At 57.8% G+C, this 22,981-nt stretch carries 22 protein-coding genes; 13 read left to right on the top strand and 9 right to left on the bottom strand.

The window, feature by feature from the left end; all coding sequences use genetic code 11:
- Positions 1-21: 21 nt before the first annotated feature.
- From OOF89_RS15030 to OOF89_RS15020, 3 genes are all read right to left on the bottom strand, one after another.
- Positions 22-1,467, bottom strand: a complete 1,446-nt coding sequence (locus OOF89_RS15030; protein ID WP_266080471.1) for a flippase — start codon at positions 1,465-1,467, stop codon at positions 22-24.
- A gap of 9 nt (positions 1,468-1,476) precedes the next feature.
- Complete coding sequence (locus OOF89_RS15025) at positions 1,477-2,361, bottom strand: hypothetical protein (protein ID WP_266080469.1); 885 nt, start codon at positions 2,359-2,361, stop codon at positions 1,477-1,479.
- Between the two features lie 202 nt (positions 2,362-2,563).
- Entirely contained in the window at positions 2,564-3,616 is a 1,053-nt protein-coding gene (locus OOF89_RS15020) for a DUF1616 domain-containing protein (RefSeq protein WP_266080467.1), read from the bottom strand.
- Positions 3,617-3,948: 332 nt separating this feature from the next.
- Here OOF89_RS15020 and OOF89_RS15015 point away from each other — a divergent pair, with 332 nt between their 5' ends.
- Positions 3,949-5,349 (top strand): arylsulfotransferase family protein, encoded by a 1,401-nt coding sequence (locus tag OOF89_RS15015; protein WP_266080465.1) that lies wholly within the window; start codon positions 3,949-3,951, stop codon positions 5,347-5,349.
- Here OOF89_RS15015 and OOF89_RS15010 read toward each other — a convergent pair whose 3' ends face one another.
- The 6 genes from OOF89_RS15010 to OOF89_RS14985 form a co-directional block, all read right to left on the bottom strand.
- Positions 5,350-5,811 carry a NuoI/complex I 23 kDa subunit family protein gene (locus tag OOF89_RS15010; protein ID WP_266080463.1) on the bottom strand — a complete coding sequence of 154 codons (462 nt, stop codon included), beginning with the start codon at positions 5,809-5,811 and terminating at the stop codon, positions 5,350-5,352.
- Entirely contained in the window at positions 5,808-7,448 is a 1,641-nt protein-coding gene (locus tag OOF89_RS15005; RefSeq protein ID WP_266080462.1) for an NADH-quinone oxidoreductase subunit D, read from the bottom strand. The genes OOF89_RS15010 and OOF89_RS15005 overlap by 4 nt, the downstream gene beginning before the upstream one ends.
- Positions 7,445-8,161: an NADH-quinone oxidoreductase subunit B gene (locus OOF89_RS15000; protein ID WP_266080460.1), complete on the bottom strand. Its 717-nt coding sequence runs from the start codon at positions 8,159-8,161 to the stop codon at positions 7,445-7,447. The genes OOF89_RS15005 and OOF89_RS15000 overlap by 4 nt, the downstream gene beginning before the upstream one ends.
- 87 nt (positions 8,162-8,248) lie before the next feature.
- A complete protein-coding gene (gene hflX, locus OOF89_RS14995) occupies positions 8,249-9,544 on the bottom strand; it encodes a GTPase HflX (protein WP_266080458.1) in 1,296 nt (431 codons plus the stop codon).
- 262 nt (positions 9,545-9,806) lie between these two features.
- Positions 9,807-10,382, bottom strand: coding sequence for a DsrE/DsrF/DrsH-like family protein (locus OOF89_RS14990; protein WP_266080456.1), 576 nt, complete (start codon positions 10,380-10,382; stop codon positions 9,807-9,809).
- Between the two features lie 2 nt (positions 10,383-10,384).
- Positions 10,385-10,642, bottom strand: a complete 258-nt coding sequence (locus OOF89_RS14985) for a sulfurtransferase TusA family protein (protein ID WP_266080455.1) — start codon at positions 10,640-10,642, stop codon at positions 10,385-10,387.
- Positions 10,643-10,863: 221 nt separating this feature from the next.
- Between OOF89_RS14985 and OOF89_RS14980 the strand changes: the two genes are divergently transcribed.
- From OOF89_RS14980 to OOF89_RS14925, 12 genes are all read left to right on the top strand, one after another.
- Entirely contained in the window at positions 10,864-12,051 is a 1,188-nt protein-coding gene (locus OOF89_RS14980) for an MBL fold metallo-hydrolase (protein ID WP_266080453.1), read from the top strand.
- A gap of 18 nt (positions 12,052-12,069) precedes the next feature.
- Complete coding sequence (locus OOF89_RS14975; protein ID WP_266080451.1) at positions 12,070-12,579, top strand: YeeE/YedE family protein; 510 nt, start codon at positions 12,070-12,072, stop codon at positions 12,577-12,579.
- Positions 12,576-13,058 (top strand): DUF6691 family protein, encoded by a 483-nt coding sequence (locus tag OOF89_RS14970; protein ID WP_266080449.1) that lies wholly within the window; start codon positions 12,576-12,578, stop codon positions 13,056-13,058. The genes OOF89_RS14975 and OOF89_RS14970 overlap by 4 nt, the downstream gene beginning before the upstream one ends.
- 86 nt (positions 13,059-13,144) lie before the next feature.
- Entirely contained in the window at positions 13,145-13,543 is a 399-nt protein-coding gene (locus tag OOF89_RS14965; protein ID WP_266080447.1) for a helix-turn-helix domain-containing protein, read from the top strand.
- Positions 13,544-13,602: 59 nt separating this feature from the next.
- On the top strand, positions 13,603-14,040 hold the full coding sequence (locus OOF89_RS14960) for a CopD family protein (protein ID WP_266080446.1): 438 nt from the start codon (positions 13,603-13,605) through the stop codon (positions 14,038-14,040).
- Entirely contained in the window at positions 14,040-15,332 is a 1,293-nt protein-coding gene (locus OOF89_RS14955) for an MFS transporter (protein WP_266080444.1), read from the top strand. Before OOF89_RS14960 ends, OOF89_RS14955 begins: the two co-directional genes overlap by 1 nt.
- Positions 15,333-15,447: 115 nt before the next feature.
- Positions 15,448-15,879 (top strand): universal stress protein, encoded by a 432-nt coding sequence (locus tag OOF89_RS14950; protein ID WP_266080442.1) that lies wholly within the window; start codon positions 15,448-15,450, stop codon positions 15,877-15,879.
- A 135-nt stretch (positions 15,880-16,014) separates the two neighbouring features.
- Complete coding sequence (locus OOF89_RS14945) at positions 16,015-17,274, top strand: ABC transporter permease (protein ID WP_266080440.1); 1,260 nt, start codon at positions 16,015-16,017, stop codon at positions 17,272-17,274.
- A 212-nt stretch (positions 17,275-17,486) separates the two neighbouring features.
- A complete protein-coding gene (locus OOF89_RS14940; RefSeq protein ID WP_266080438.1) occupies positions 17,487-19,115 on the top strand; it encodes a hypothetical protein in 1,629 nt (542 codons plus the stop codon).
- A 108-nt stretch (positions 19,116-19,223) separates the two neighbouring features.
- Positions 19,224-20,477: an outer membrane protein assembly factor BamB family protein gene (locus OOF89_RS14935; RefSeq protein WP_266080436.1), complete on the top strand. Its 1,254-nt coding sequence runs from the start codon at positions 19,224-19,226 to the stop codon at positions 20,475-20,477.
- Positions 20,478-20,540: 63 nt separating this feature from the next.
- Positions 20,541-21,560, top strand: a complete 1,020-nt coding sequence (locus OOF89_RS14930) for a Gfo/Idh/MocA family protein (protein ID WP_266080434.1) — start codon at positions 20,541-20,543, stop codon at positions 21,558-21,560.
- A 215-nt stretch (positions 21,561-21,775) separates the two neighbouring features.
- Positions 21,776-22,969, top strand: coding sequence for an MFS transporter (locus OOF89_RS14925; RefSeq protein WP_266080432.1), 1,194 nt, complete (start codon positions 21,776-21,778; stop codon positions 22,967-22,969).
- Positions 22,970-22,981 lie beyond the last annotated feature (12 nt).

Here is a 22,981-nt window from a genome sequence, read left to right as displayed (position 1 = left end):
GTGGTGTTCCGACGAGTCGGACTACTGAATCGGTTGTAGCAGCTTTCTGTCGCGCTTTTCGAACCCGAAATAGTACATCAACACCACGAACGTCAGCCCATAGGCGAGTCCACTGACAACGAGGTCGATGAGATTACCGCTTACTAGTCCGGATGTCGCAGCAAGGGTGCCCATGGAGGCCGCGATCGGAACGATTCCTTTGTAGTACGAAGACGGGTCGGGGGCGATATCCAAAAACACCCAGGTTTCGACGACTCGCAGGACGTTCAGCAGCGAAAGCGATATCGACGTAGAAAACGCGGCCCCCAATACGCCGAATTTGCCGATCAAAACGTAGTTCAGCACGATGTTCAACACTGCGATGACGACGTTGTTGACCATCTCAACTCGCTCGTAACCGGTCATACTGAGCAGATATCCCGTCGGGCCGACGACACCAGCGACAATAAACGCAGTGCCGAGGACGATGAGAGCCATTTGACTCTGTTCGAACGAGGAACCGAAGAGGCGCAAAATCTCATCAGATTTTATCACGATGAAGAGGAACGAAACGACCGTCAGATACGTGATCCACTTTGTGATGATCTGATACGTGGTTCGAAGCTCATCCAGACGGTCGGAGTGATAGAGGTCGGCAGCGACGGACGGGAAGAGGGAGTTCACACCGAACATGATGAAACCCATGATAGCGGCGGTCTGAAATGCCACTTGATAGTAGCCAACCGCGGCACTGTCCATGAGGATTCCAAGCATCAGGATATCCGTCCACGAAACAAGATACTGGGATACCGCCGTGAACATCACCGGAATCGAAAAGAGAAGCACCTCTCGATATCGAATCTCGTAGCGGAGCGAGTCGTACATCCCGCTCTTGCGTGCTAACACCGCTATCGAGTACACTAACCCCAAGACGATGGAGACCACGTACGCCGCGATGACCAATCGAATGGAACCATGAAAGTACACGACTGCGGCGATCAAAATCCCAGCCGAACCGCTTTGGATGATGTCTTTCGCGTAGACGGAGTACTTGGTCTCCCTGAACCCGAGCGTTGCGGCCATCGCCACTGTTAAGGACGAAAACGCTGGAACACCGACGAGAAAGAGAAGTGCGTTCCGGGCGACTTTGAATTGAACGACACCGTTTAGCACATCGTAGAGCAGAAATACCCCGACGGACAGAATGCTACCCGATATCGCAGGAACTACCAGACACAAAAGTATTATTCCCCGAATTTTTGTCTCCGTATCGGAGTATTTCGGGATGAACTTCTTCGCCGCGTTATCCAACCCCAATCGTGAGATGATCGAAACGAAACTCAGGAGGACGTAGCCGAAGCTAAAAACGCCGAGCGCTGCTGGGCCCAGCGACCTCGATATCAGGATGTAGATGAAATACTGCGTGAACCGCCCGACGATACCGCCGATAAATGTGATCGATATCTTTTCGGTGAAGCTTCCATTCATCGATACGACTTACATCTTGTAGCCGAGTTGCTTCAACCGTGATTCTACCTGTTCGGTATCGTATTGTCGTCCCATATCACGGTGGGCTTCGGCCGGTGGTTCGGCCTCGACGTGCTTTTCGCGACCGGAATCATACACTAACCACGGAACGTCGGTCAAACAAGGCATAAACGTTTCTCGCGGGTGTCCGTACTCCCGAATCGGGAGAGGAAAGGACCGTTCGCCGAATGCTTGCCCATGATCGGAGGTCACGATCGTTGTCCCGGGGAGCGTCTCTAGAAGGGCTTCGACGCTCGGAAGCACTACCGCCAAATTTTCTCGGTAGGCTTCCCAAATCGTTTCTTTCGGTACCGAGACGTCCCCCTCTTTCACTCTCGTCCAAAATCCGGACGCGAAACCGGTCTCGAAATTCGACTTCCCATACTCACCGATAAATGGGAAGTGTGGTTGGAGGAAGTGAAGTATCAGTCGCTTGTTCGGGAAGCGCTCGTTCGCCTTCTTCCCGTGTCGTTCCATCGTCTGCGGCGTGACGGATTGAACGTCCTCGTCCCACGAGGATGTCCACACATTGGCGACCGAATGAAACTCGGTCTCGAAAAAATCCGACTTCCACGTGAGTTGTGGGTTCGCGGTCACGTAAACAGTATCGTGAAATCGTCCGCCATCGAAGTTCTGTCGCAGAAAACCGACGGTGCTACTCGCCTTCGAGACTCGCTTTTGTAACTGTCCGGGGAGGTAGTTTTCACCTTTGAAGACGTCGTACCGGCATGCGTCCAGGATTATCAGATTATCCCAATCTTCATCGAAGATATCAGTTCCGTACGCACTATTGTTTTTGTAGTTCGTATAATATAATTTATTTATTTCCCTCGCCAAGAGGTACGGGTTGCGCATTGCTTTCAATGCACGGTCGATAGTTAATCCCTTCATCATCATCTTATCTAGCTATAGTCACATGAATCTGTCGGCCACTATACATCTGGAAGCGATGAAACCGTGGTATTATTCCTGACTCGGTTCCCGATTGAACGGCAGACGCTGGGTGTGGACGGCGCGGTATATCGTTTTCCTCGGTTCACGATGCAGGTCATCGAAATCAAGAACGATCACCCGGGGACGATGGATTCGGTTCCGAAACGTTGATCCACAGGTGAAGTTCCTGGTAGGCGGTATCGGCGTTCAGTTCGGCCGGTGCATCACCCCTGTACAACAGATACTGCAATCGGAGGTTTTCACCGGTCATTCGCGGGGCGATAACGGTTTTCTTTTGCCAAGTCCCGTTTTCCTCGACCACCGGCCGATATCGAGCGACCTCCTGCTCACGATGAACATTCGTCGAGTCGTCCGTCCTAGTTACGCGCTGTAAGAGAACGACGACAGTGTACCGTTTCCGGTGTTGTTCGTGGTTTTGTAACCCCACGTAGACCGGTTTTTTCTCTCCAACGGTGAAGTCGGTCGGATACTCGTCGGCGGCGAGCGTATCATCCTTGTCCGTGGACAACAGGTAAAACTCGGTAAACTGTTCCTCGGTGTTGGGAACCGTAACCGCGTACATGATGCTCGCAGCGACGAGCAACAGACACGCAACGAGGACAACGTTTAGCATCGCATCGAAGCGCGTCTCCGGTTCGAATAGCTCCGTTCGAATCTCAGCACCCGTTCGTCGAAACGACACTGAAAATCGGGTTTCTTCGGGGGCGTTCCAACGACGAACCACCGCGACCGCCGTCGTGAGAAGGGTAAATCCACTAAGCGCGACCAGCACCGGGAGCAGTCGGATTCCCCACGAGGTAACGTTGAGTACGAGTCCGATGAGCGGAACGATCGCGATACTGGTTCCGAACGAGAGCGCAACGCGTTCGAGCGTATCGATGCCGGTTTCGAACCGGTCGTGAATTCGGTCAGTGACGGAGCGTCGTTTCCCGGAGGACGTGCTTCCCTCGGGAAAGAGCACCGCAACGAAGGCGTAGCCGGGGGCGAAGAGAACGAATGGGACCGCAAGAACGAGCCGAACGGGGGTTTCGTTTACGACCGGGAGGAGCGTGCTGAGAAGCGTCGCGAGGACGAATACGAAGATCGCCGCGAGATCGGATGGGATGCGGCGAAGGGGGGCGGGAACGAGTAGCCGTGGGTCGATATCACGGGGCATTCACGAACGTGTGACGGCGGTATCAGTTAAAAACCATTAGCTACTACCGGTTCCGTCGTCGGAGTAAGGGTTCGTTCATGGTTCGGTACTGTGCACATATAGGGACGACAAGGAGTGCAAACGACGAACGTTTCCCGTCGATAGCGACCCCCAGCCCGGGAGGGCAAGAAAACCATCGGATGAGGGTCTTGTGCGAGCACTGGTCGTGCTCGCGATGCATTCGAGTACGTATCAGATATATTGATGTACATATATATGACAGGAACAACAAGGGGTCGAAAATGGTAGAGGAAACACAAAATATACAAACAGAAGGTTAGCGAGTATAGCGTATGGACTGGACGGAACGACTCCCGCCACGGCCGTGGCTCGTGCGCGGAGTCGTCTTGTTGTTGGTCGTCGCCTTACTCGCGCCCTCCGCTGTCTCCGCAATAACGTACGACCAAGAGGAATCGAATCTCACGAAAGGAACGATCAAACAACCGGCGGACGGGACGACGGTTATCAGCGTTCAAGGATATCACTTCGAAGGGAAAGGAAACAAGAAAAAGCCCGCCCGCCTCGTCGCCGTCGGCCCGAAGGGGAACGTCGAGTGGGTCCACAACGGCTCGAAGGAAGGCGCAGCGTGGTTCTACGACGTTGATCCGCTGGAGAACGGAAACCTGCTCGTCACCTCGACACAGCGAGGTGGAACACTCGTCTACGAGTACAACCCGGACACGCAGAAGAAGGTTTGGAAGCGATTCCTCAAAATCCACGACACGCACGACATCGACCTCATCAACAACGGCACACAGCTCCTCGTCGCGAACATGCGGGCGTACAACGAGAGCTCCGGCAAGAACGACGACAGTATCTACGTCTACGACCTGGAGAAAGACGAAATCGTCTGGCGCTGGTACTTCCGCAACCATTACGAGAAGCAAAACGGCGGGGATTTCACTGACGATTGGACGCACGTCAACGACGTCGATAAAATTGCGCCGGGCAAATACATGGCCGACCCGCGAAACATGGATGAGGTCATTGTTATCGACCGCGAGTCGAAGGAAGTCACGATGAAGCTCGGAAAGGATGACAACACTGATATCCTGCAGGAGCAGCACAATCCGGACTATCTTGAAAGCGAATCCGGTACTCCGACCATCCTCGTCGCTGACTCCGAGAACCACCGTGTCGTCGAATACGCAAAACGGGGTAGCGACTGGAAGAAAACGTGGGAGATGGGGTCGTCGGAGAAGTTCAACTGGCCCCGTGACGCGGACCGGCTTCCGAACGGGAACACTCTCATCACCGACTCCTCAAACCACCGCGTCATTGAAGTAACGCCAAAGGGCAAAATCGTCTGGGAGTTCTACTCGCCGTGGCTTCCGTACGACGCCGAGCGCATCTCCTCCGGTGACGGCTCCAACGATCCGACGATGGCCGATCAAGGCGTGACCGGCAAATACCAGGTCTCCGGAAGCGCGAACATCGACCCCGGAACCGGCGACCGAGTGAAGATGTCTGTCCTTCTCGGAAACACCTTCGCAGGGACGTCCCTCGAAGAGGATATGCGCGAGTACGGCGAACTGTGGGATCAAGCGACTCCCTTCATCCGCCCTATCTGGATGAACGAGTACGCCTTTATCGCCGTAATATTCGCCATCCTCCTCGTGGTCGGATGGCTGATCGGCGAGTTGGTGTATCAACGACGGCGGCTGTATTACGGTATGAAACGGCGACTGGCCTGATTACTGGTAATCCACCGACCCCTCACCTTCACCGATCCACGCACCCCTGTCCGGTTCGCGTGATTCGAGTGGGTCGATATCGTTGTACCACGGGACGTTTTTCAATTGCTCTTTGTTGTAGACGAGATCGTCTTTCGTGTCGCCCGTGAACTCGAAGTTCTGGGTGAGCAAAATCGCGTCAACGGGACAGACCTCCTCGCAGAGCCGGCAGTAGATACACTGCCCGACGTGGAGGTTGTACTGCTCGCCGTTGCGTTGGTCGTCCATCACGATCTGAATCGTGTCGTTCGGACAGACGTTCTCGCATTGGCGACACCAGATACAGCGCTCTTGGCTGAACTTGTGGATGCCGCGGAAGCGAGGGCTGACCTCGGGCGCTACGTCCGGATACTCGACCGTGAACGTGGACCCGTCCAATGCGTGTTTCATCGTCGTCGCCATCCCTTTGAGCAAGCCGATCATCGGTCCACCTCCCCGAGGATGATGTCGAGGCTCCCCAGCGACGCAACCAAATCAGGGACGAGTTCACCGTTCGCCATCTCGGGGAGTGCCGAAAGGTTGTGGAAGCACGGACTTCGAATCTTGAACCGTGCGGGTTTGGACGTGCCATCGGACCGGATGTAGATGCCGAGTTCGCCTTTCGCACCCTCGACGGCGCGATAGATTTCGGTGTCGGCCTCGGGTTTGAGCGTCCGGGGAACGTTCGACTGAATTTCACGTTCGTCCTCGGGCCAGTCGTCAAGCAGTTCGACGCATTGCTCGATGATTTTTGCGGATTCCTCGACTTCCCGGAGTCGAACTAGGACGCGAGCGTAGTTATCGCACCCGTCTTCGGTGACGACGTTCCAATCGAGATTGTCGTAGTAGCCGTATGGGTCGTCACGACGCAGGTCGTAGTCGATGCCCGACCCACGAGCGACGGGACCAGTTACGCCGTATTGCTTCGCCACCTCGGGTTCGAGCACGCCGGTGTCGAGACAGCGCAGTTGGAAGATTTCGTTGCTGGTAATGAGATCGTGGTACTCTTCGAGCGCTTCGGGAAGTTCGTCCATGAAATCCCGAATTTTGTCCAAGTACTCCTCACGCGGTTCTGGAAGGTCCCAGATGACTCCGCCGAGGCGGAAGTAGTTGAACATCATTCGTTGCCCCGTCAAATCCTCCAAAAGGTTCTGGACCCGCTCCCTGTCGCGCATAGCGTACATGAAGATTGCTGTGAAGTCGCCGTACACGTCCAGCGCGAAGGTTCCGACCGCGAGCATATGTGCCGCGATTCGGCACAGTTCCGCACTCATCGTTCGAATCACCTGCGCATACTCCGGAACCTCCAACGCAGCGAGGTCCTCGGCGACGCGGGCGTACGCCCACTCGTTGAGCAATCCAGCGGAGGCGTAATCCCAGCGGTCCGGATACGGCATGATCTGATGGCGGTACGTGCCGTTTTGGGCCATCTGCTCCTCACAGCGATGGAGATACCCCACGTCGGGCTTCACGTCGAGGACCTGTTCGCCATCCAATACCGTCTCCAAGTGAAGCACGCCGTGCGTCGCGGGGTGGTGTGGCCCGATGTTGATGAAGATTGTATCGGCGTCGTCCGCGTAATGGTCCTCCTGAAGCGGGTTTTTGTGTGCCTCCAGCGTGACGATTTGTGGCTTATCCTGGTCGTAATCGAGCGCGAGCGGATGTCCCTGCCACGTTTCCGGCAGGAGAATGCGTCGCATGTCGGGGTTGCCTTCGTACTCGATACCCACGAGATCGTACGCCTCCCGCTCATGCCATTCCGCGGTTCGGAAGACGGGTTCCGCCGACTGACTCACGGGGTCGTCGGTGTTCGTCGGGACGACGACGCTGACCTCCTGTTTCGGGTCGTCGTATTTTTTCAGATGGTAGATGCTCTCGTATCGGTCTTCGTATTGCTGGGCGGAGAGGCACGAAAGATGGTCGAACCCGGCTTCGTCGCGCAGCACGGTCAGTACAGACTGCACTTCGTCGGGTCGAATGACGAACCCCGGCGCGTTCAGATGCTCCTCGCGTCCGACGACGTGGTCACCGAGCAAGTCGGCGAGTTCGTCACCATCAAAGCGTTGTTCCTGCAGGCTCATGGGGAATCCACCCAGTTGTAGCGCATGACGAGCGTGTCGTCGTCGATTTGGTCCGCGAGCGTCGCAACCAGTTCGTCGCGGCTCAGGTCGCCGAACTGTTCCAGTTCATACGGCTTTACGACGACCGGACTGGCTTCCCCGTGAGCGATTCGCTCCTGTAGTTTGGCGATGCCGTAGATGAGCGCTTCAGGGCGTGGCGGGCATCCGGGGACGTGGATGTCCACCGGGATGACTTCCTCCGCACCCTTGATGACGTTGTACCCCTCCTGGAACGGCCCGCCGGAACAGGTACACGAGCCCATGCTGACGACGAATTTGGGTTCCGGCATCTGGTCGTAGACGCGCTTCATCCGAGGCGCGAACTTCGAGACGATGGTCCCCGGTACGATGATAACGTCGGCCTGCCGCGGCGATGCCCGCGGAACCCCCGCTCCGAACCGGTCCAAGTCGTGTTTGACCGCGTAGGTGTGCATCATCTCGATGCTACAGCAAGCGATGCCGAACTGCAACATGAACATCGACGAGCCTCGAACCCAGTTCATGAAGGAGTCGAACTTCGTCAGGATGAATGGCGACGTTCCGAGCGCGCGACGGAGCTTCGAGTCGAACCGATCCGGAAGTTGTTCTTTCGCCTCCGAGCGGCCGGGTTCGCCGACTAGCTGCTCGTCCGGTGGACTATCCCGCTGTGTTACTGGCTGAGAGTCACTGCTCATATTCCCCGTCCCCCGATACCCGTGTTACCGGGCATCAATGGGCGTAAGGGGGGAACGGTCATGAGTATTTGGGAGCGTAACCGGCGATTATACCGAAATGGTGTCGGCTTTCGCAGTCGCGCGTCGGACGATCGTCGGTGCCGCAGCGAATTCGACCACGACTTCCTCGCGCTCACCCGGATACCAAACCGATTCGACTCGGGCGTGGTCGTAGAGCCACGAAAGAAACGACATCGTCTCGCTCGTGTTTGGAAGCGTCAATTCGCTCGTCTTCCAATTGGGTAGCTGCTCCACGATTCGTCCCCGAAGCGCGTCGATACCCTCGTTTTCGGTCGCGCTGGCGACGACTGGATTCGGCGCGAGGTCAGCGACGCCGGAAGCTCGCTCGTCCAGTTCGGCATCGGTAATTCGGTCCGCTTTGTTCAGAACCGTCACCACGGCCTCTACGTCGTCTCCGAGGAGACCGTGGGAGGTCCGAAGCTTTTCGCGCAGTTCCGGCAGGGGGTCGCTAACGTCCGCGACGAGCAACACGAGGTCGGCCTCGTACGTCTCCGTGAGCGTCGCCTCGAACGACTCGACCAGCCAGTGAGGTAAGTCATCGATGAAGCCAACCGTATCCGTAATCAGCGTCTTTCGTCCCCGAACTTCGGCCCGGCGAGTGGTCGTTTCGAGCGTTTTGAACAGCCTATCCTCGACCTCGGCGCTCACTTCGAGGTCGTCGTGGTTGTTCGGCTCGAATTCCATTTCATCGGCCAGTCGTCGCAGCAGTGTCGATTTTCCGGCGTTGGTGTACCCCGCGAGAGCGACGAGGGCGAACCCCTGCTCTCGGCGTTTTCCCCGTCGCTGGTCGCTGATATCGGAGATGCTGTCGAGTTTTGACTCGATTCGGTCGATACGATCTTTGATGTCGGTAATGCGCCGATCCTCTTTCTCCCCGAGGCCGTTCCGCGACCGGCGTTCGTTCGCGACTTCCTTCTCCAACCGGATTTCGGCCTGTACCCGCGGGAGTTCGTACCGTAACCGTGCGAGTTCGACTTGTAACTTTGCCCGGCGAGTTCCGGCCTGTTGACCGAATATTTCGAGGACGAGACGATATCGGTCGATGATTTCGGTTCCACTCGGACACAGCTCTGCGATTTCGTACGTTTGCTGTGGGCTGAGTGGATTGTCGAAAATAACGGTGGTCACGCCGCTCGCTTCGACTCGCTCCGCCAACGTTTCGGCCGTGCCGCGCCCGAACTGGTACGTCGAATCTTCGGCTCGGTTCTGTGTCACCTCCTCGACCACGTCGTAACCCGCCGCGTCGGCGAGCGCCCGAATTTCCGCAGTATCAGTCGTTCCGTCGTCCGTCCGTTGTGCGATGATTGCTGAACCTGATTGCATAGCTAATTTTCGTTTGGTGTGTTTCCGGGTTGTTAAACTCGTCACCCGACGCTGTTCGACGTGGGGCGTGTGAAACCGGGAGCGAGGTCAAAAGCGGCGGCTATTCGATGGAAGACACCGAATCGACCTGACTACGGTCCGGTCAGTGAAGGAGAGAGGTGGTCATGATTCGACCTTGCATGTCGATATGACTACACCCCTCAAAAATGTTGGGGTAGTGTCAGAGGTAGAACAAAGTCGTGAACGAATAAATCGAACTCGATTAGACGAGCAGTTGGATGTCGGCATCAGCCATGTGTTCGAGGGCGGTAGCCGCACCGACGCCGGAAACGACGCCGTCGTAAAACTCCGATTCGTCGAAATCCATCAGGTCCATCGTCATCTGACAGGCTTGCAGCTCGACGCCGGATTCGATCGATACGTCGATGAGTTCCTCGATTGTCGCGGTGCCGTTCTCCTCAATTTTCTTCTCCATCATCTTCGTCGCCATGGCGTCCATACCGGGGAGGGCGGCCATCGCGTTCGGCATCGGCATACTCGGGTTGCCGACGGCGCTGAGTTTGAGGTTCTTCGATTTCTCCTCGTGAAGGATGTCCAGCCCCCAGAAGGTGTGGAAGACCACGACATCCCAACCGAACGCGGCGGCGGTACTGGCGAGAATGAGGGGCGGGTACGCCATGTCGAGGGTTCCTTTCGTGGCGATGATGGTCATCTTCTTTCGTCCACCGACCTCGTCCTTTAGGTCGGCGAGTTCCCCTTCCAACGCCTCGATTCGCTCTCGGAGCGCTGTATCACTGTCCTCCTCCGTCGGTGTGGAGTTCGGCGTATCGGTACTCATGATTACTCCGTCTTACGGACGTAGTGACGGTAGACGGCTTCGCCGCCGTTGTCGCTCTCCTCCTGGTCGAGCAGTTCAACGCCCTCGGTCGTGTTCGCCCATCCTTTGAGGTCGCTCATGCTTCCCGAATCGGTTGCGACGACCTCAAGTACGTCCCCCTCCGCCAATCCATCAGTCGTCTGTTTCGTTTTGATAACCGGCATGGGGCAGTTCTCTCCCGTTACGTCGAGCGTCTCCGTGATGTCGAATTCCGTATTCATTGTTCAATCACCAATGTGCTGTGTTGGACGGATTGGACAATATTGCTCGTACCGTTAAAAGGGTATTGATTATTGTGTTGTGTGCCCACTACCGTATTAGCTGTTTAACAAATTCAAAAGTTTGGGAAGCCATATAGGGATTTTACGGAGTTTAGTATTGTATAGAGTTTGGAATACTATGCGAACCCTTTTGTGTCTGTAGCCGATAGCTGATGGTGTCCATGAGCGAATCCGCGTTTCCATCACCGGACGTCGAAGTGGAATCCGTAACTCCCACCGAGTTGTACGAGCGAATCAACGCGGGTGACCCAGTGACGATTCTTGACGTACGGGCAACGGACGAGTATAAGAAGTGGCGCATCGACGGTGAAAACGTCGAGAGCGTCAACGTCCCATATTTCGAGTATCTCGCCGATGTGCCTGACGACGAACTGTTCGACCCGGTTCCCAAGGACGAGGAAGTAACCGTCCTCTGCGCGAAAGGCGGCTCGAGCGAGTATATCGCCGGATTGTTCGCCGAGCAGGGGTACGACGTCGATCACCTCGAAGATGGGATGAAAGGGTGGGCACGCGTACTCGAACGGAACGAAATCGAGCGAGCGGAAACGACTGTGCTTCAGTACCAACGACCGTCCAGCGGTTGTCTATCGTACCTCGTCGTCTCCGAGGGTGAAGCGGCAGTTATCGACCCTCTTCGAGCGTTTGCGGAGAAATACGTCGAAGACGCGGACGCACACGATGCTGACCTGAAATACGCCATCGATACGCACATCCACGCGGACCACGTGAGCGGCGTTCGAACTGTAGCAGATGTGAGCGGTGCTGAAGCTGTCGTGCCAACCCTTGCAGACACCCGTGGTCTCGAGTACGGCGCGGCGTATCGAACGGTCGAGGACGGCGAAACACTCCCGCTGGGAGCGACCGACATCGACGTGATTCACACGCCCGGTCACACGACGGGCATGACCTCGTATCGAGTCGGCGGCGTACTGTTCACGGGTGATACGCTGTTCACCGAAAGCGTGGCCCGCCCCGACCTCGAGGAAGGCGACGACGGTGCACCTGAAGCCGCGAAAAACCTTTACGAGACGCTTCAGGAACGGATCCTGTCGCTTCCCGATGAAACCGTTGTCGCGCCGGCCCACTTCAGCGATTCGGCGACTGCCGCCGAGGACGGCACTTTCACCGCGACTGTCGGTAGCCTCTGCGAGACGATGGCCGTTCTTTCGATGGACCACGACGAGTTCGTCGAGTTCGTGCTCTCGGACATGCCACCGCGGCCTGCGAACTACGAGGATATCATCGCAACGAACTTGGGGAAACAGCACACAGACGACGAAGAAGCGTTCGAGCTCGAACTCGGACCGAACAACTGCGCCGCGAGTCGCGATTCGCTCACGACCGACTAACGTGGCAGGAGAGACACCATGCAGACAGTATCATCACTCATTCCATCACTCGCGTACGCGGAATTGTTCCCGAACGGAATCGATCACTACGCCATCGGTGGCCTCCTCATCGGCCTCGGAGTCGCCGTTATCTACCTCGGAACGGGAATCATCGCCGGGGCAAGCACGTTCTTAGAAACGTCTTTGTCGTACGTCTCGGACGTACCACGGTTCCAAAAAGGGAAATACGTCGCCTCTCGGGATTGGCGCGTCGTCTTCACCGTCGGAATGGTCGGGGGCGCAGCCATCTATCAGGCAATCTTCCATGGTGAAATCTGGACGACTGACGTACAGTGGTGGCGACTTCTCGGCGGTGGCCTTCTCGTCGGTATCGGCACGAGAATCGGAAAAGGGTGTACGTCAGGCCACGGCGTCTGTGGCGTCGGATCGGCGTCGTTCACCTCGATCGTCAACGTGGCGACGTTCATGACGATCGCGATCGGAACCGCACAACTCATGCAAGCGATAGGAGTCGGGGTGTCGCCATGAGCGAAAAATCGAGCGGGAAGTCGAACGAACGCGGGCCATTGTTCATGCTCTTGATACTGGTCGGCGGCCTCATCTTCGGGTTCGGCCTCGGCTTCAGCCAGATGGCGAAGCCCGAGGTCGTCCTCGATTTCCTTCAGTTCGAGGACTTCGGCCTGCTGTTCGTCATGGGTGGTGCGGCGGTCGTCACCGGAACGACGTTCGCCGTTGCGACGCGACTGTCCGGCCGAGCTCCGCTGACAGGGAACGTGTACACTCGCCGATTGAAATCCTTCGACAAAAACGTGCTCGTCGGCGGCGGTATCTTCGGCGTCGGGTGGGGTGTCTCGGGTATCTGTCCGGGTGCTGCCTACGCCAGTCTCGGTTTAGGGAACTACCTCATCCTGTTCGGGATCAGCGGCATGTTCGTGGGAGCGTATCTCCAAGGACTGTGGCGCAAGCGCGGAGCGGACACCACCAATCCGACGACGAGCGCCGACTGATGCGGTCCCTTTCGACCCTCCCGAGTAGAGTGTTGTGAAAACCTTACAAAATCCTTTTACGTCTTAGTGGTCACGTTCTAACTAGAATGGCAAACTCGATGGCTGAGTATCTTCAGCAGGACATGGAGTGTGAGGGCCTGCTGGAATGCATCCACGGACTCAAAGAACTCGATAGGCTCTGCTATCAGGTCGTAGTCGAGAGCAACGACTCGCTGACCATCGACGAAATCGCGGACCGAATCGAACGAGAACGCTCGACTGCGTACCGCTCCATCCAGCGACTGCTGCAGGCAGGTTTCATCCAGAAAGAACAGGTGAACTACGACCAGGGCGGCTACTACCACGTCTACCGACCGACCGACCCCGGGGAGGTATCACGCAAGATGCAACGGATGCTGAATGAGTGGTACGCGAAGATGGGCCAACTGATTCAGGAGTTCGAGGACAAGTACGACGAAACCGAACAGCCCCGTCAAACGGCCTGATCCGAACCCGCAGTCGCTCATCCGAAGCTATTTGTCCAGCCTGCGACAACCCTCACCGGATGACAGTCGTGGACGTGACGATGCGGATACTACACACGGTTTTTGCGGGTATTTGGGCGGGCGGGACGTTGTTCATGGCACTCCTCATACTCCCCGCTGCACGGAAAGGACATCTCGGAACCGATGGTCTCGGATTGCTCACGGAACGATTTTCGAGAATTTCGAATGTCTCATCGCTCGTATTGTTCGTGACCGGCGGTCATCTCGCTGGGACGGGGTACACCATCGAAGATCTCGGAAACAGTTCACGCGGCCATCTCGTGATCGCCATGGTCGCGCTCTGGTTCGTGCTTACGGGCGTGACACACGTAGCCAGTAATCGCCTGACGAAACGGCTGAACGACGGCGCGCATCGCGCCGCCGCTGCAAACGCGACGTGGTTCGCCGCCGCCGGTGTTGTCGCAGTTTGCCTCCTCATCGTCGCCGGGAGACTGTGATGACTGAGAAAGGGTCGAGTCGTGCGCTGGCGACCGTGTTTACCATCGTCTTTGTCGATTTGCTTGGCTTCGGTATCCTTATTCCGGTCATTCCGTTGTACGCTTCGGCGTTCGGCGCGAACGAGTTCGTCGTCGGGTTGCTCATCGCCTCGTACTCCATCATGCAGTTCGTTTTCGCCCCGGTTCTCGGCCGTCTTTCGGACGTACGGGGACGGCGACCCATTCTCTTGCTCTCGCTGTTCGGGAGCGTGCTGGCGTGGACGCTGTTCGGTCTCGCCGAAAGCCTCGTCGTACTCTTTCTCGCACGCCTTCTCGCGGGAGCGATGGGTGGAAACATCGCGACGGCGCAGGCGTACATCGCTGATATCACCCCACCGGAAGAAAGGGCGAAGGGGTTGGGCCTCATCGGCGCGGCGTTCGGACTCGGATTCGTGTTCGGCCCGGCACTCGGCGGACTCGTTTCGAGTGACGCCGCAATCACGTTCATACGAGGGTTTTCGCCGGGATTCGTCCCGATAAACCGATTCTCCCTCCCGAGCTTTCTCGCCGCAGGAATCTGTGCAGTCAATCTCGCAGTGGCGTTTTTCACCCTCCCGGAAACGCGAACCGAACGCACCACCGAAGGAGGGGACGAGTCGCGGATCGCGCGCCTGTTCGACTCGCTTTCCGACCCGGCGCTCTCCGGACTCGTCGTTTCGTTTTTCCTCGTTTCACTCGCTCTCTCGGGAATGGAGAGCATGTTCGTGCTGTTCACGGAACAGAAGTTCGGCTACGGGACGACGATGAACGGATATGTTCTCGCGTACGTCGGTATCATTATCGCCATCGTCCAAGGTGGCCTCATCGGCCGACTCACCGACCGCTTCGGAGAACGAACCATCGCACTCGTCGGTGCTTCCCTCGAATTCGTGACGCTCTCGGCGTTACCGTTTTCACCCGTGATCGGCCGACTGCTTCCGACCGTCGGCCCGTTTTCCGACGGACTGCTCGCTCTGTCGTTGGTGCTCACCCCCCTCGCGGTCGGCAACGGATTTACGAACGTCTCGCTGACCACGCTCGTCTCGAAGAGCGCATCCGACGACGAACAGGGCGGTGCGTTCGGCATCACGCAGAGCGCCGGAAGCATCGCCCGTGCAATCGGCCCGATCGCGGCGGGAGGGTTGTACGCCGCAGTCGCGTATTGGGTGCCGTTCGTTCTCGGTGGACTGTTGATGCTCCCCATCTGTTACGTCATTCTGACGACCGTGCAAGTAGGGAAACGATCGACGCCCGCCGAGAATGCCGAGTTGTAGGTCAGATCGGGACCTCCGGAACGAGAATCCACGACTCCGACGTCCGATCGGAATCACGATTTAATGGCGTATACCGCCAGTAGCCATTTGGCGATAGGAAGCGTGTAAGCGTTGGATGTACGAACGAATCCTGCTGCCCACGGACGGGAGCGAAGCCTCGAACAGGGCTATCGAACAGGCAATGGACCTTGCGGACACCTACGATGCACGATTGTACGCGATTTCGGTGATTGATCAGAGCGCGATCCCGCCGGACGTCCGTGCTGATATCCTCTACGATGAACTACAACGTGAATGCGAGCGGGCACTGAAGGACATCGAGATGAGGGCAAGCGACGCGGGAATCGACGTGCGCACGTCGATTCCTCAAGGGACACCGTATCGTGCCATCCTCGATTTCGCGGACGACCACGATATCGACCTCATCGTGATGGGGACACACGGTCGCCGGGGAATCGACCGCTATCTGCTCGGAAGTGTGACAGAAAAGATCGTTCGACTGTCCGATCGACCGGTTTTGACAGTCCGCATGTCGGGATCCTCGTGAAACCCCAATAGCCCCAATAATCCGGCGTTTCAAGCGATTAAGACGACGTTTCCCGTCATAGACTTTTGTCGGATGCCGCCGTAGAGCGTGACGGGTAGTCGGGAAAATGAAAGACACACGAAACGATTGGGGCGGATGAACCTCTTCGAGAGCCTTCGTATCAGTTGGCGGAACATCCGCGAACACAAACTTCGCTCGACGCTGACGACACTCGGCGTCATTATCGGCGTCGCCGCGGTCATCACGTTCGTCACGCTCGGCGCAAGTCTGCAAGCGGATATCATCAGCACCGTTGCTGGCGGGAACGCGGCGACGATGTACGTTTCCGCACAGTCACAAAGTGAAACTGGCCTGCCGAATCTCGGAAGCGGTGGGCAGACCATCTTCACTGAACACGATATCAACGATGTCCGGTCGCTGGAGGGTGTCGAAGCCGCCGTTCCTGAAGGGGGCATCGCCGCATCGACCGTCGAGTTCAACAATTCGACGGTCGGGCGACAGTGGGTGGTGGTGACCACGCCGTCGTACTTCGACGTGAAAAATCAGCAGTTCATCGCCGGAGGGTCGTTCCAAAGCGGGCAACGCGAGGTCGTTTTGAACCGCCCAGCGGCGAGGATGTTCGGGGGGGAAAACGTCACTGTCGGAGACAACATTACCGTTACGCGCGCCGCGGGCGGGCAACGAATCAATGCGACAGTGGTCGGTATCGTCGAACCGAGCGACGAATCTGCGCTCGGTTTCGGCGAAGGCTCCTCGCCACAAATTTTCGCACCGACGGACCCGTTCTATCAGCGAACGGTGTTCAGTCCCTCGGCAAACGAAAACCAGCGCGTCTACGGGCGCGTGCTCGTGTTGGCGGATAACCCCGAACGGGTGGATGCGGTGCAGGGTCGCGTGTACACGTATCTCGGCGAGCAATCCGACGCACGGCAACTGAAATCCAGTAGTTACCGGTTCAAAGTCACGACGCAGGACGAGATGGTCAATCAGGTCAAGCAGGTGAGCAACACGTTCACAGCGTACATCACCGGTATCGCGCTCATCTCACTCGTGGTCGGAGCCATCGGCATCGCCAACATCATGCTCGTGAGCGTTACGGAGCGAACCCGTGAGATCGGCATCATGAAAGCGGTTGGGGCGCGAAACAACGATGTTTTACAGTTGTTCCTGTTCGAAGCGATGCTACTCGGACTCTTCGGGTCGGCAGTGGGTGCGCTGGTCGGTCTTGGAGGAGGATACATCGCAGCATCGCTCATCGGACTGCCGCTGGCGTTTCGTCCCGAATGGTTCGGTATCGCAGTTGCCGTGGGCGTGTTCGTGGGTATCATAGCAGGGATCTATCCCGCGTGGGACGCCGCACAGACAGACCCAATAGACGCACTGCGGTACGAATGACGGTCACTTTTTTGACGATCGATGGCTCCGAAGCTCCATACACAAGCCGTCGTTACTGGGATATGAACGCTCGCCTACCATCACTCGTCAGTAAGTATTCGTGGCTATCGGCAAGATAGCCACTGGATAACAAAGAGTGAATCCTGCGATAGTTTTCCATCAACGAGAACATCGCCGCTACACGCCGTTGAGCGGTCGCTCGGGGTTCACCCATGGCTAGCCATCAGACTGATTCGAAAACGACGCAGGAATCGCGCGGATTGGAGTACGAACTGCCATGGCTGGTTCCGGCACTGCTTGCTGGAACGTGTATTTTCTATTTTTACGTGAGTTCGCACTCGTATCCGTCGTTCGGCGCAGGTCTGTACTTCCACATCGCGGAACACATCAGCGAGAACGGGTACGCACTTCCGAAGACGATTCCGGGATACACTGCCGAAGGAGTACCCTTCGCATACCCTCCGCTCATGTTTTACGTTACCGCAGCGCTACTCGACCTGACCGGGTTGGACCCGTTCACGATTGCGCAGTACCTCCCCGGATTGGTCAGTATCGCGTATCTCATCCCGCTCTACTTCTTCGCGCGGGATTTGTTCGGGTCGCGTCCACAGGCGTCACTCGCGACGCTGATCGTCGCCGTCAGTCCGCCAATCCTTCAGTGGCATATCTCCGCCGGTGGAATCGTTCGTGCTCCAGCACTGTTGTTCTCGCTCATCGGGATCTACGCGGGTCTCCACCTGTTTCGGGACGACGACGCGCGATGGATGATTCCAGCACTCATCGCATTCACGTTGACGATTTTGACACATCCGATGTACACCATCTTCTTCGTACTGAGCTATCTCCTTCTCTACCTCCAATTCGATAGGTCGGTCGAGGGGCTTCTCCGGGGATTTTTCGTCGGGGTCGGTGGTATCCTTCTGACCACACCCTGGTGGGGGTCAGTGCTCGCAGCACACGGGACGATGGTGTTTTCCGCAGCAGCGGGTACCCACGGTGGTATCGGCAACGCGATTCCCATGCTGGAACGGTTCGTCGAACAACAGATCAGTGAATCACCGCTCGTATCGATGTGGCACATTGCCGCCATCGTCGGGTGTTTTTGGCTCATTCTAAAGCGAGAGTATCTCCTCCCGACGTGGCTGTTCGTCACCGTCGCAACCATCGAAGAAGCACGGTTCGTGTTTCTCATCGCGGCACTCGTGAGCGCCCGATTCGTCTTCAGTGGCCTCGTTCCATGGCTCCATCGAACGTCGTTTATCATGTTCGGCCGGGAAGAGATCGTGACGTTTTCCGTCGTAGTTCTGGTGACAGTCAGTTTAAGCGGCGGTGCACTGTACGCCACCGGAGGTTTGAATGCGCATGCCGGAAGTCCGTCGCTTCCGCAGTTCGTAAACGAGGGTGATGTAAAAGCGATGGCGTGGGCGGAATCGAACACTGACACCTCGGCGGAGTTCGTCGTCCTCGGCGACGCCGCGGAGTGGTTTCCACAGCAAACCGATCGAACGATGTTGGTGGGGCCGTGGGGCGTTGAGTGGAAGGGCCACCAGCAGTATCGTGAGCAACTGCGACAGTTCCGTCGGCTCTCTCGTTGTCATAGTTCCAACTGTCTCACGGTACGGTTGATGCAGTTCGGCGTTCATCCGGACTACGTTTACATCCCGAAGGGTGTGTACACGATTCGCGGAATGCAACGACACCAACCGGATCGGATGATACCGACGATGATGCGCTCGCCGCAGTATCAACTCGCGTTCGAAAACGAGGAGGTCGCCATCTTTCGATTGACGGACGGATGGCATCCGCCGCGGTCCGGAACCACGGAACCCATACCGGTGTAAATCCAGTCGAGCGTCGGATGGCGTGCCCTCGGAAGCGAGCGTGGTTTACGTCTCGAATCCGAGCGTCGATGGAGAGCGCTTTTGCCCGACGACCGCTAATCGTAACCAATGCGCTTTGCAACCGGTGCAGTCCTCCTCGTCGTCGTGGCGGTCCTCGCTGGCGTCGGAGTCGTCGCGTTCGCGGGTAACGACGGCGGAACCCTCTCGGAACGATGGGTCAGTGATACCGGACGGGACATGAAGGGGAACCACCATGCTCCGGCAGCAGCCACGGTGCAGGGCCAATCGTTCGTGTTCGCGCCGATCAGCGACCAAGGAAACGGAACCGGTTGTGGACTGTTCGCGCTCGATGGGGACGACGGAAGCACGGTGTGGAAACATCAAGTACCACCCGCGAACTGTACGATTCACGCCGTAGCCGACCCGACCGTCGCGGATTTCGACGGCGACGGCACGAAAGAAGTGCTCGCCTCCAGCACGGAGGAGCGAGTTACGGCTTACGACGCACTCACGGGGGAAGAAGTGATGCGCCACGAACTGGCCGACTACGGCTACACGCAACCGGTCGTCAGCAACCTCGCATCCGATTCCGGTCGCGAGACGGCCGTCGTAGACGTGAAGGGGAAGCTCTCGCTGGTGCGGGCGAACGGAACCGCCATCTGGACGCGCGACCTGAATGGCATGACGTGGGCACAACCCTCTGCTGGCGATTTTGACGCTGATGGGGACTCCGAACTCGTGGTCGGTTTCGCACCCTCGGACGGCGGACGAGTCGTCCTCATCGACGGTAACAACACCACGGTATGGCAGAACGGTGATATCGATGGATCGGTGCTCTGGATGGGATCTGGGCAGTCGGACGACGACCGCGCAATGGAGATATCAGTCGCGACCGCCGACGGCGAAATCGTCGTTCTCGATGGCAGCGACGGACGCATCGAGTGGCGTCGGTCGGTCGGCGACCTCGCGGCAGTCCACGACATCACCGACGGAGATGGAGATGGCAGCCCCGAGGTGTACGCCGTCTCGAAGGAAGGGACGCTGTTCGCGCTCGACGCGACCGACGGGAGCGTCGAGTGGAAAACGTCGCTGACGACAGGGACACAGATGACCCCACCACCCATCGTTGGCGACGTGGACGGCGACGACGATGCGGAACTCGTGGCCGCCACGAACGACGGAAAAGTGGCGGTCGTCGCGCCGGATTCCGGAACCATGCTTTCGACCTACGAACGCTCGGTACCGATTTATACACACCCGACGCTCGCCGATTTGGATGGTGACGGTGCCGAGGAAATCTACGTCATCTACGGCGACGGACGAGTCGTTTCACTCTCGTACGAATCGTCGGACGGGCCATGAGATATATGACCCGACCTTACCAACCGAACGAGCGTGCGAATTAATTCGATACTGGAGTAATTCATGTCAGGAACAACCCCATCCCCAGAAAAGCTTCGAGTCGGCGTCATCGGCGGCGGTTTCATCGGAACGACCGTCGGCCAAGAGTTCGAGGAAGACCCCCGTTCGACAGTCGTCGCGATCGCGGACGTGAGCGAACCGGCCCGAGACGAGGCCGGAGATACCCTCTACGTCGGACAAGGCTCCCGGTACGAGGATTACGTCGAGATGCTCGACGCCGAGGAGTTGGATGCCGTTCTCATCGGAACGCCGCACGCATTCCACTACGAGCAGACGATGGCGGCACTGGACGACGGCCTCCACGTTCTCTGTGACAAACCACTCACGACCGACCGCGACAAGGCCCGCGAACTCGCGGAACGAAGCGAGGGCGATCAGGTGCTAATGGTCGGCTACCAGCGGCATTTGAATCAGGCCTTCGTCCGAGCGCGCGAACGATGGGACGGAACGGACCTGACGCCGCAGTTCATCAGCGCCGAAATCACACAAAATTGGATTTCACGGTTCAAGGACACCTGGCGAACCGACCCCGACCTCTCCGGCGGAGGAAACCTCTACGATACCGGAAGCCACCTCATCGACGCCGTCCTCTGGACGACCGGATTGACACCGACGTCGGTACAGGCGACCATGAAGTTCGCCGACGAGGAAGACCGGGTGGACGAACGAGCACAACTCACGGTCGAATTCGAAGGGGGATCCTCCGCCAGCATCGCCGTGTATAGCGACGCACCCTGTGTCCGCGAGCACATCCACATCTGGGACGAGGAGGGCGCGCTCTACCTCGAAGGACGGCAGTGGGAACCGCGCCAGTTGACGGAAATCGAGGAGGACAGCACGACCGTCGTGCCGTACATGGACAACAAACGCCACGATAGCAAGGCCGGGGCGTTCATCGACTGTATCGAGACCGGCGAGGAGCCGCCCGCGACCGCTCGCGATGCGTTCGCCGTGACCGCACTCACCGAAGCAGCCTACGAATCCGCCCGAACCGGCGAGCGCGTCTCGATCGACCTCGACTAAGTGGAACCAGAGGATACGAAGCGTGGACGAACCGGTTGTCGGCCGCCGCGCTTCGTCGATAACAGCAGTCATTTAAGTATTTCTCGCGACAAGGAGTAGATACGAGAGACGTTCGCCGTCGTCTTTTCTGAACCCATTCGAATATTGATAGCGTACCCTGTCCGTATCGCCGGTTCCGTCCGCTTTTTGTCCGTTCAGGGGAGACCATCGTTTGAATGATGCGTGGAGTGTCGGGTCGATTTTCGAGCATCGACGACTACGACACGCTGTTGCTGACGGCTGGACTCTGGTTTCTCGCCAAATTTCTGCGCTATTCGCTCCCGGCGTTATTTCCCGTGTATCAAGCTGAGTTCGGCGTTTCGAACGCATTCCTCGGGGCGGCGTTCACCGCGATGATGATCGGCTATTCGTTCATGCAGTTTCCCAGCGGCGTTCTCGCCGATCGATTCGGTGCCGTGCAGGTTATCACAGTCGGTGCCGTCGTCGCCGCCAGCGGTGCATTGGTGCTCGGAATCCCCGCATCGCTCGCCGTGCTACTGGGTGGGATGCTCCTCATCGGACTCGGCACCGGCGTCCACAAGACCGTCTCTATCAGGCTGCTTTCCCGCGTATATCCGAGCCGAACGGGACGGGCGCTCGGCCTGTTCGACACACTCGGTGCCTTTGGCGGCGTCGCGGCACCGGCCGCAGTCGTCCTCGCAACCGACGGCGGGAGCTGGCATCTGCTCTTTCTCTCCGGGTCAGCCGTCGGTCTCGCGCTCGCCAGCGGCGTTTTCGCGTACGTACCGCGTCGATCGCCGAGTGCCGGGGACGACGGGTCGGAAAGTTCACTCGCACTGGGACAGTATCTCACCTTATTTCGAAGTCGTCGATTTACACTGTTCGTCGGCGTGACGCTTTGCTTCGGGTTTGCATACAACGGCGTCGTCGCATTTCTACCGCTCTATCTTACCGAACAGGGACTCACCGATTCGACGGCGTCCCTCGTCTATAGCGCGCTATTCGCCGTCAGCTTCGTCCAAATCGTTACTGGTGACCTCTCCGACCGAATCGGCCAGTTACCGCTTGCCATCGCAGTCCTCGCTATCGCGGCGGGGGCGCTCGGGATGCTGTTCGTCGTCGGGCAGGCATCGGTATTCGTTCTCGTAGCCATCGTCATCGCATTCGGTCTCGGCAGTCACGGCTTCCGGCCGATTCGCGGTGCTTACCTCGCGGCGACGATACCAGGAAACGTGGCCGGCGGCGGCCTCGGACTCGTTCGAACCCTGTTGATGGGCGTCGGTGCTATCGCGCCAGCAATCGTCGGCATCGTCGCCGATACCGTCGGATTCGCCGTCGCGTTCGGGCTTCTCGCGGTCGTGATGGCAGGGTCGGTACTGTTGGCTGGTGCCACCGCGCTCGCGGGATAGCGTTCGATAACC

It is taken from the genome of Haladaptatus caseinilyticus, assembly GCF_026248685.1.
Lineage (GTDB): Archaea > Halobacteriota > Halobacteria > Halobacteriales > Haladaptataceae > Haladaptatus > Haladaptatus caseinilyticus.
This window is presented reverse-complemented; position numbering and strand designations above follow the sequence as displayed.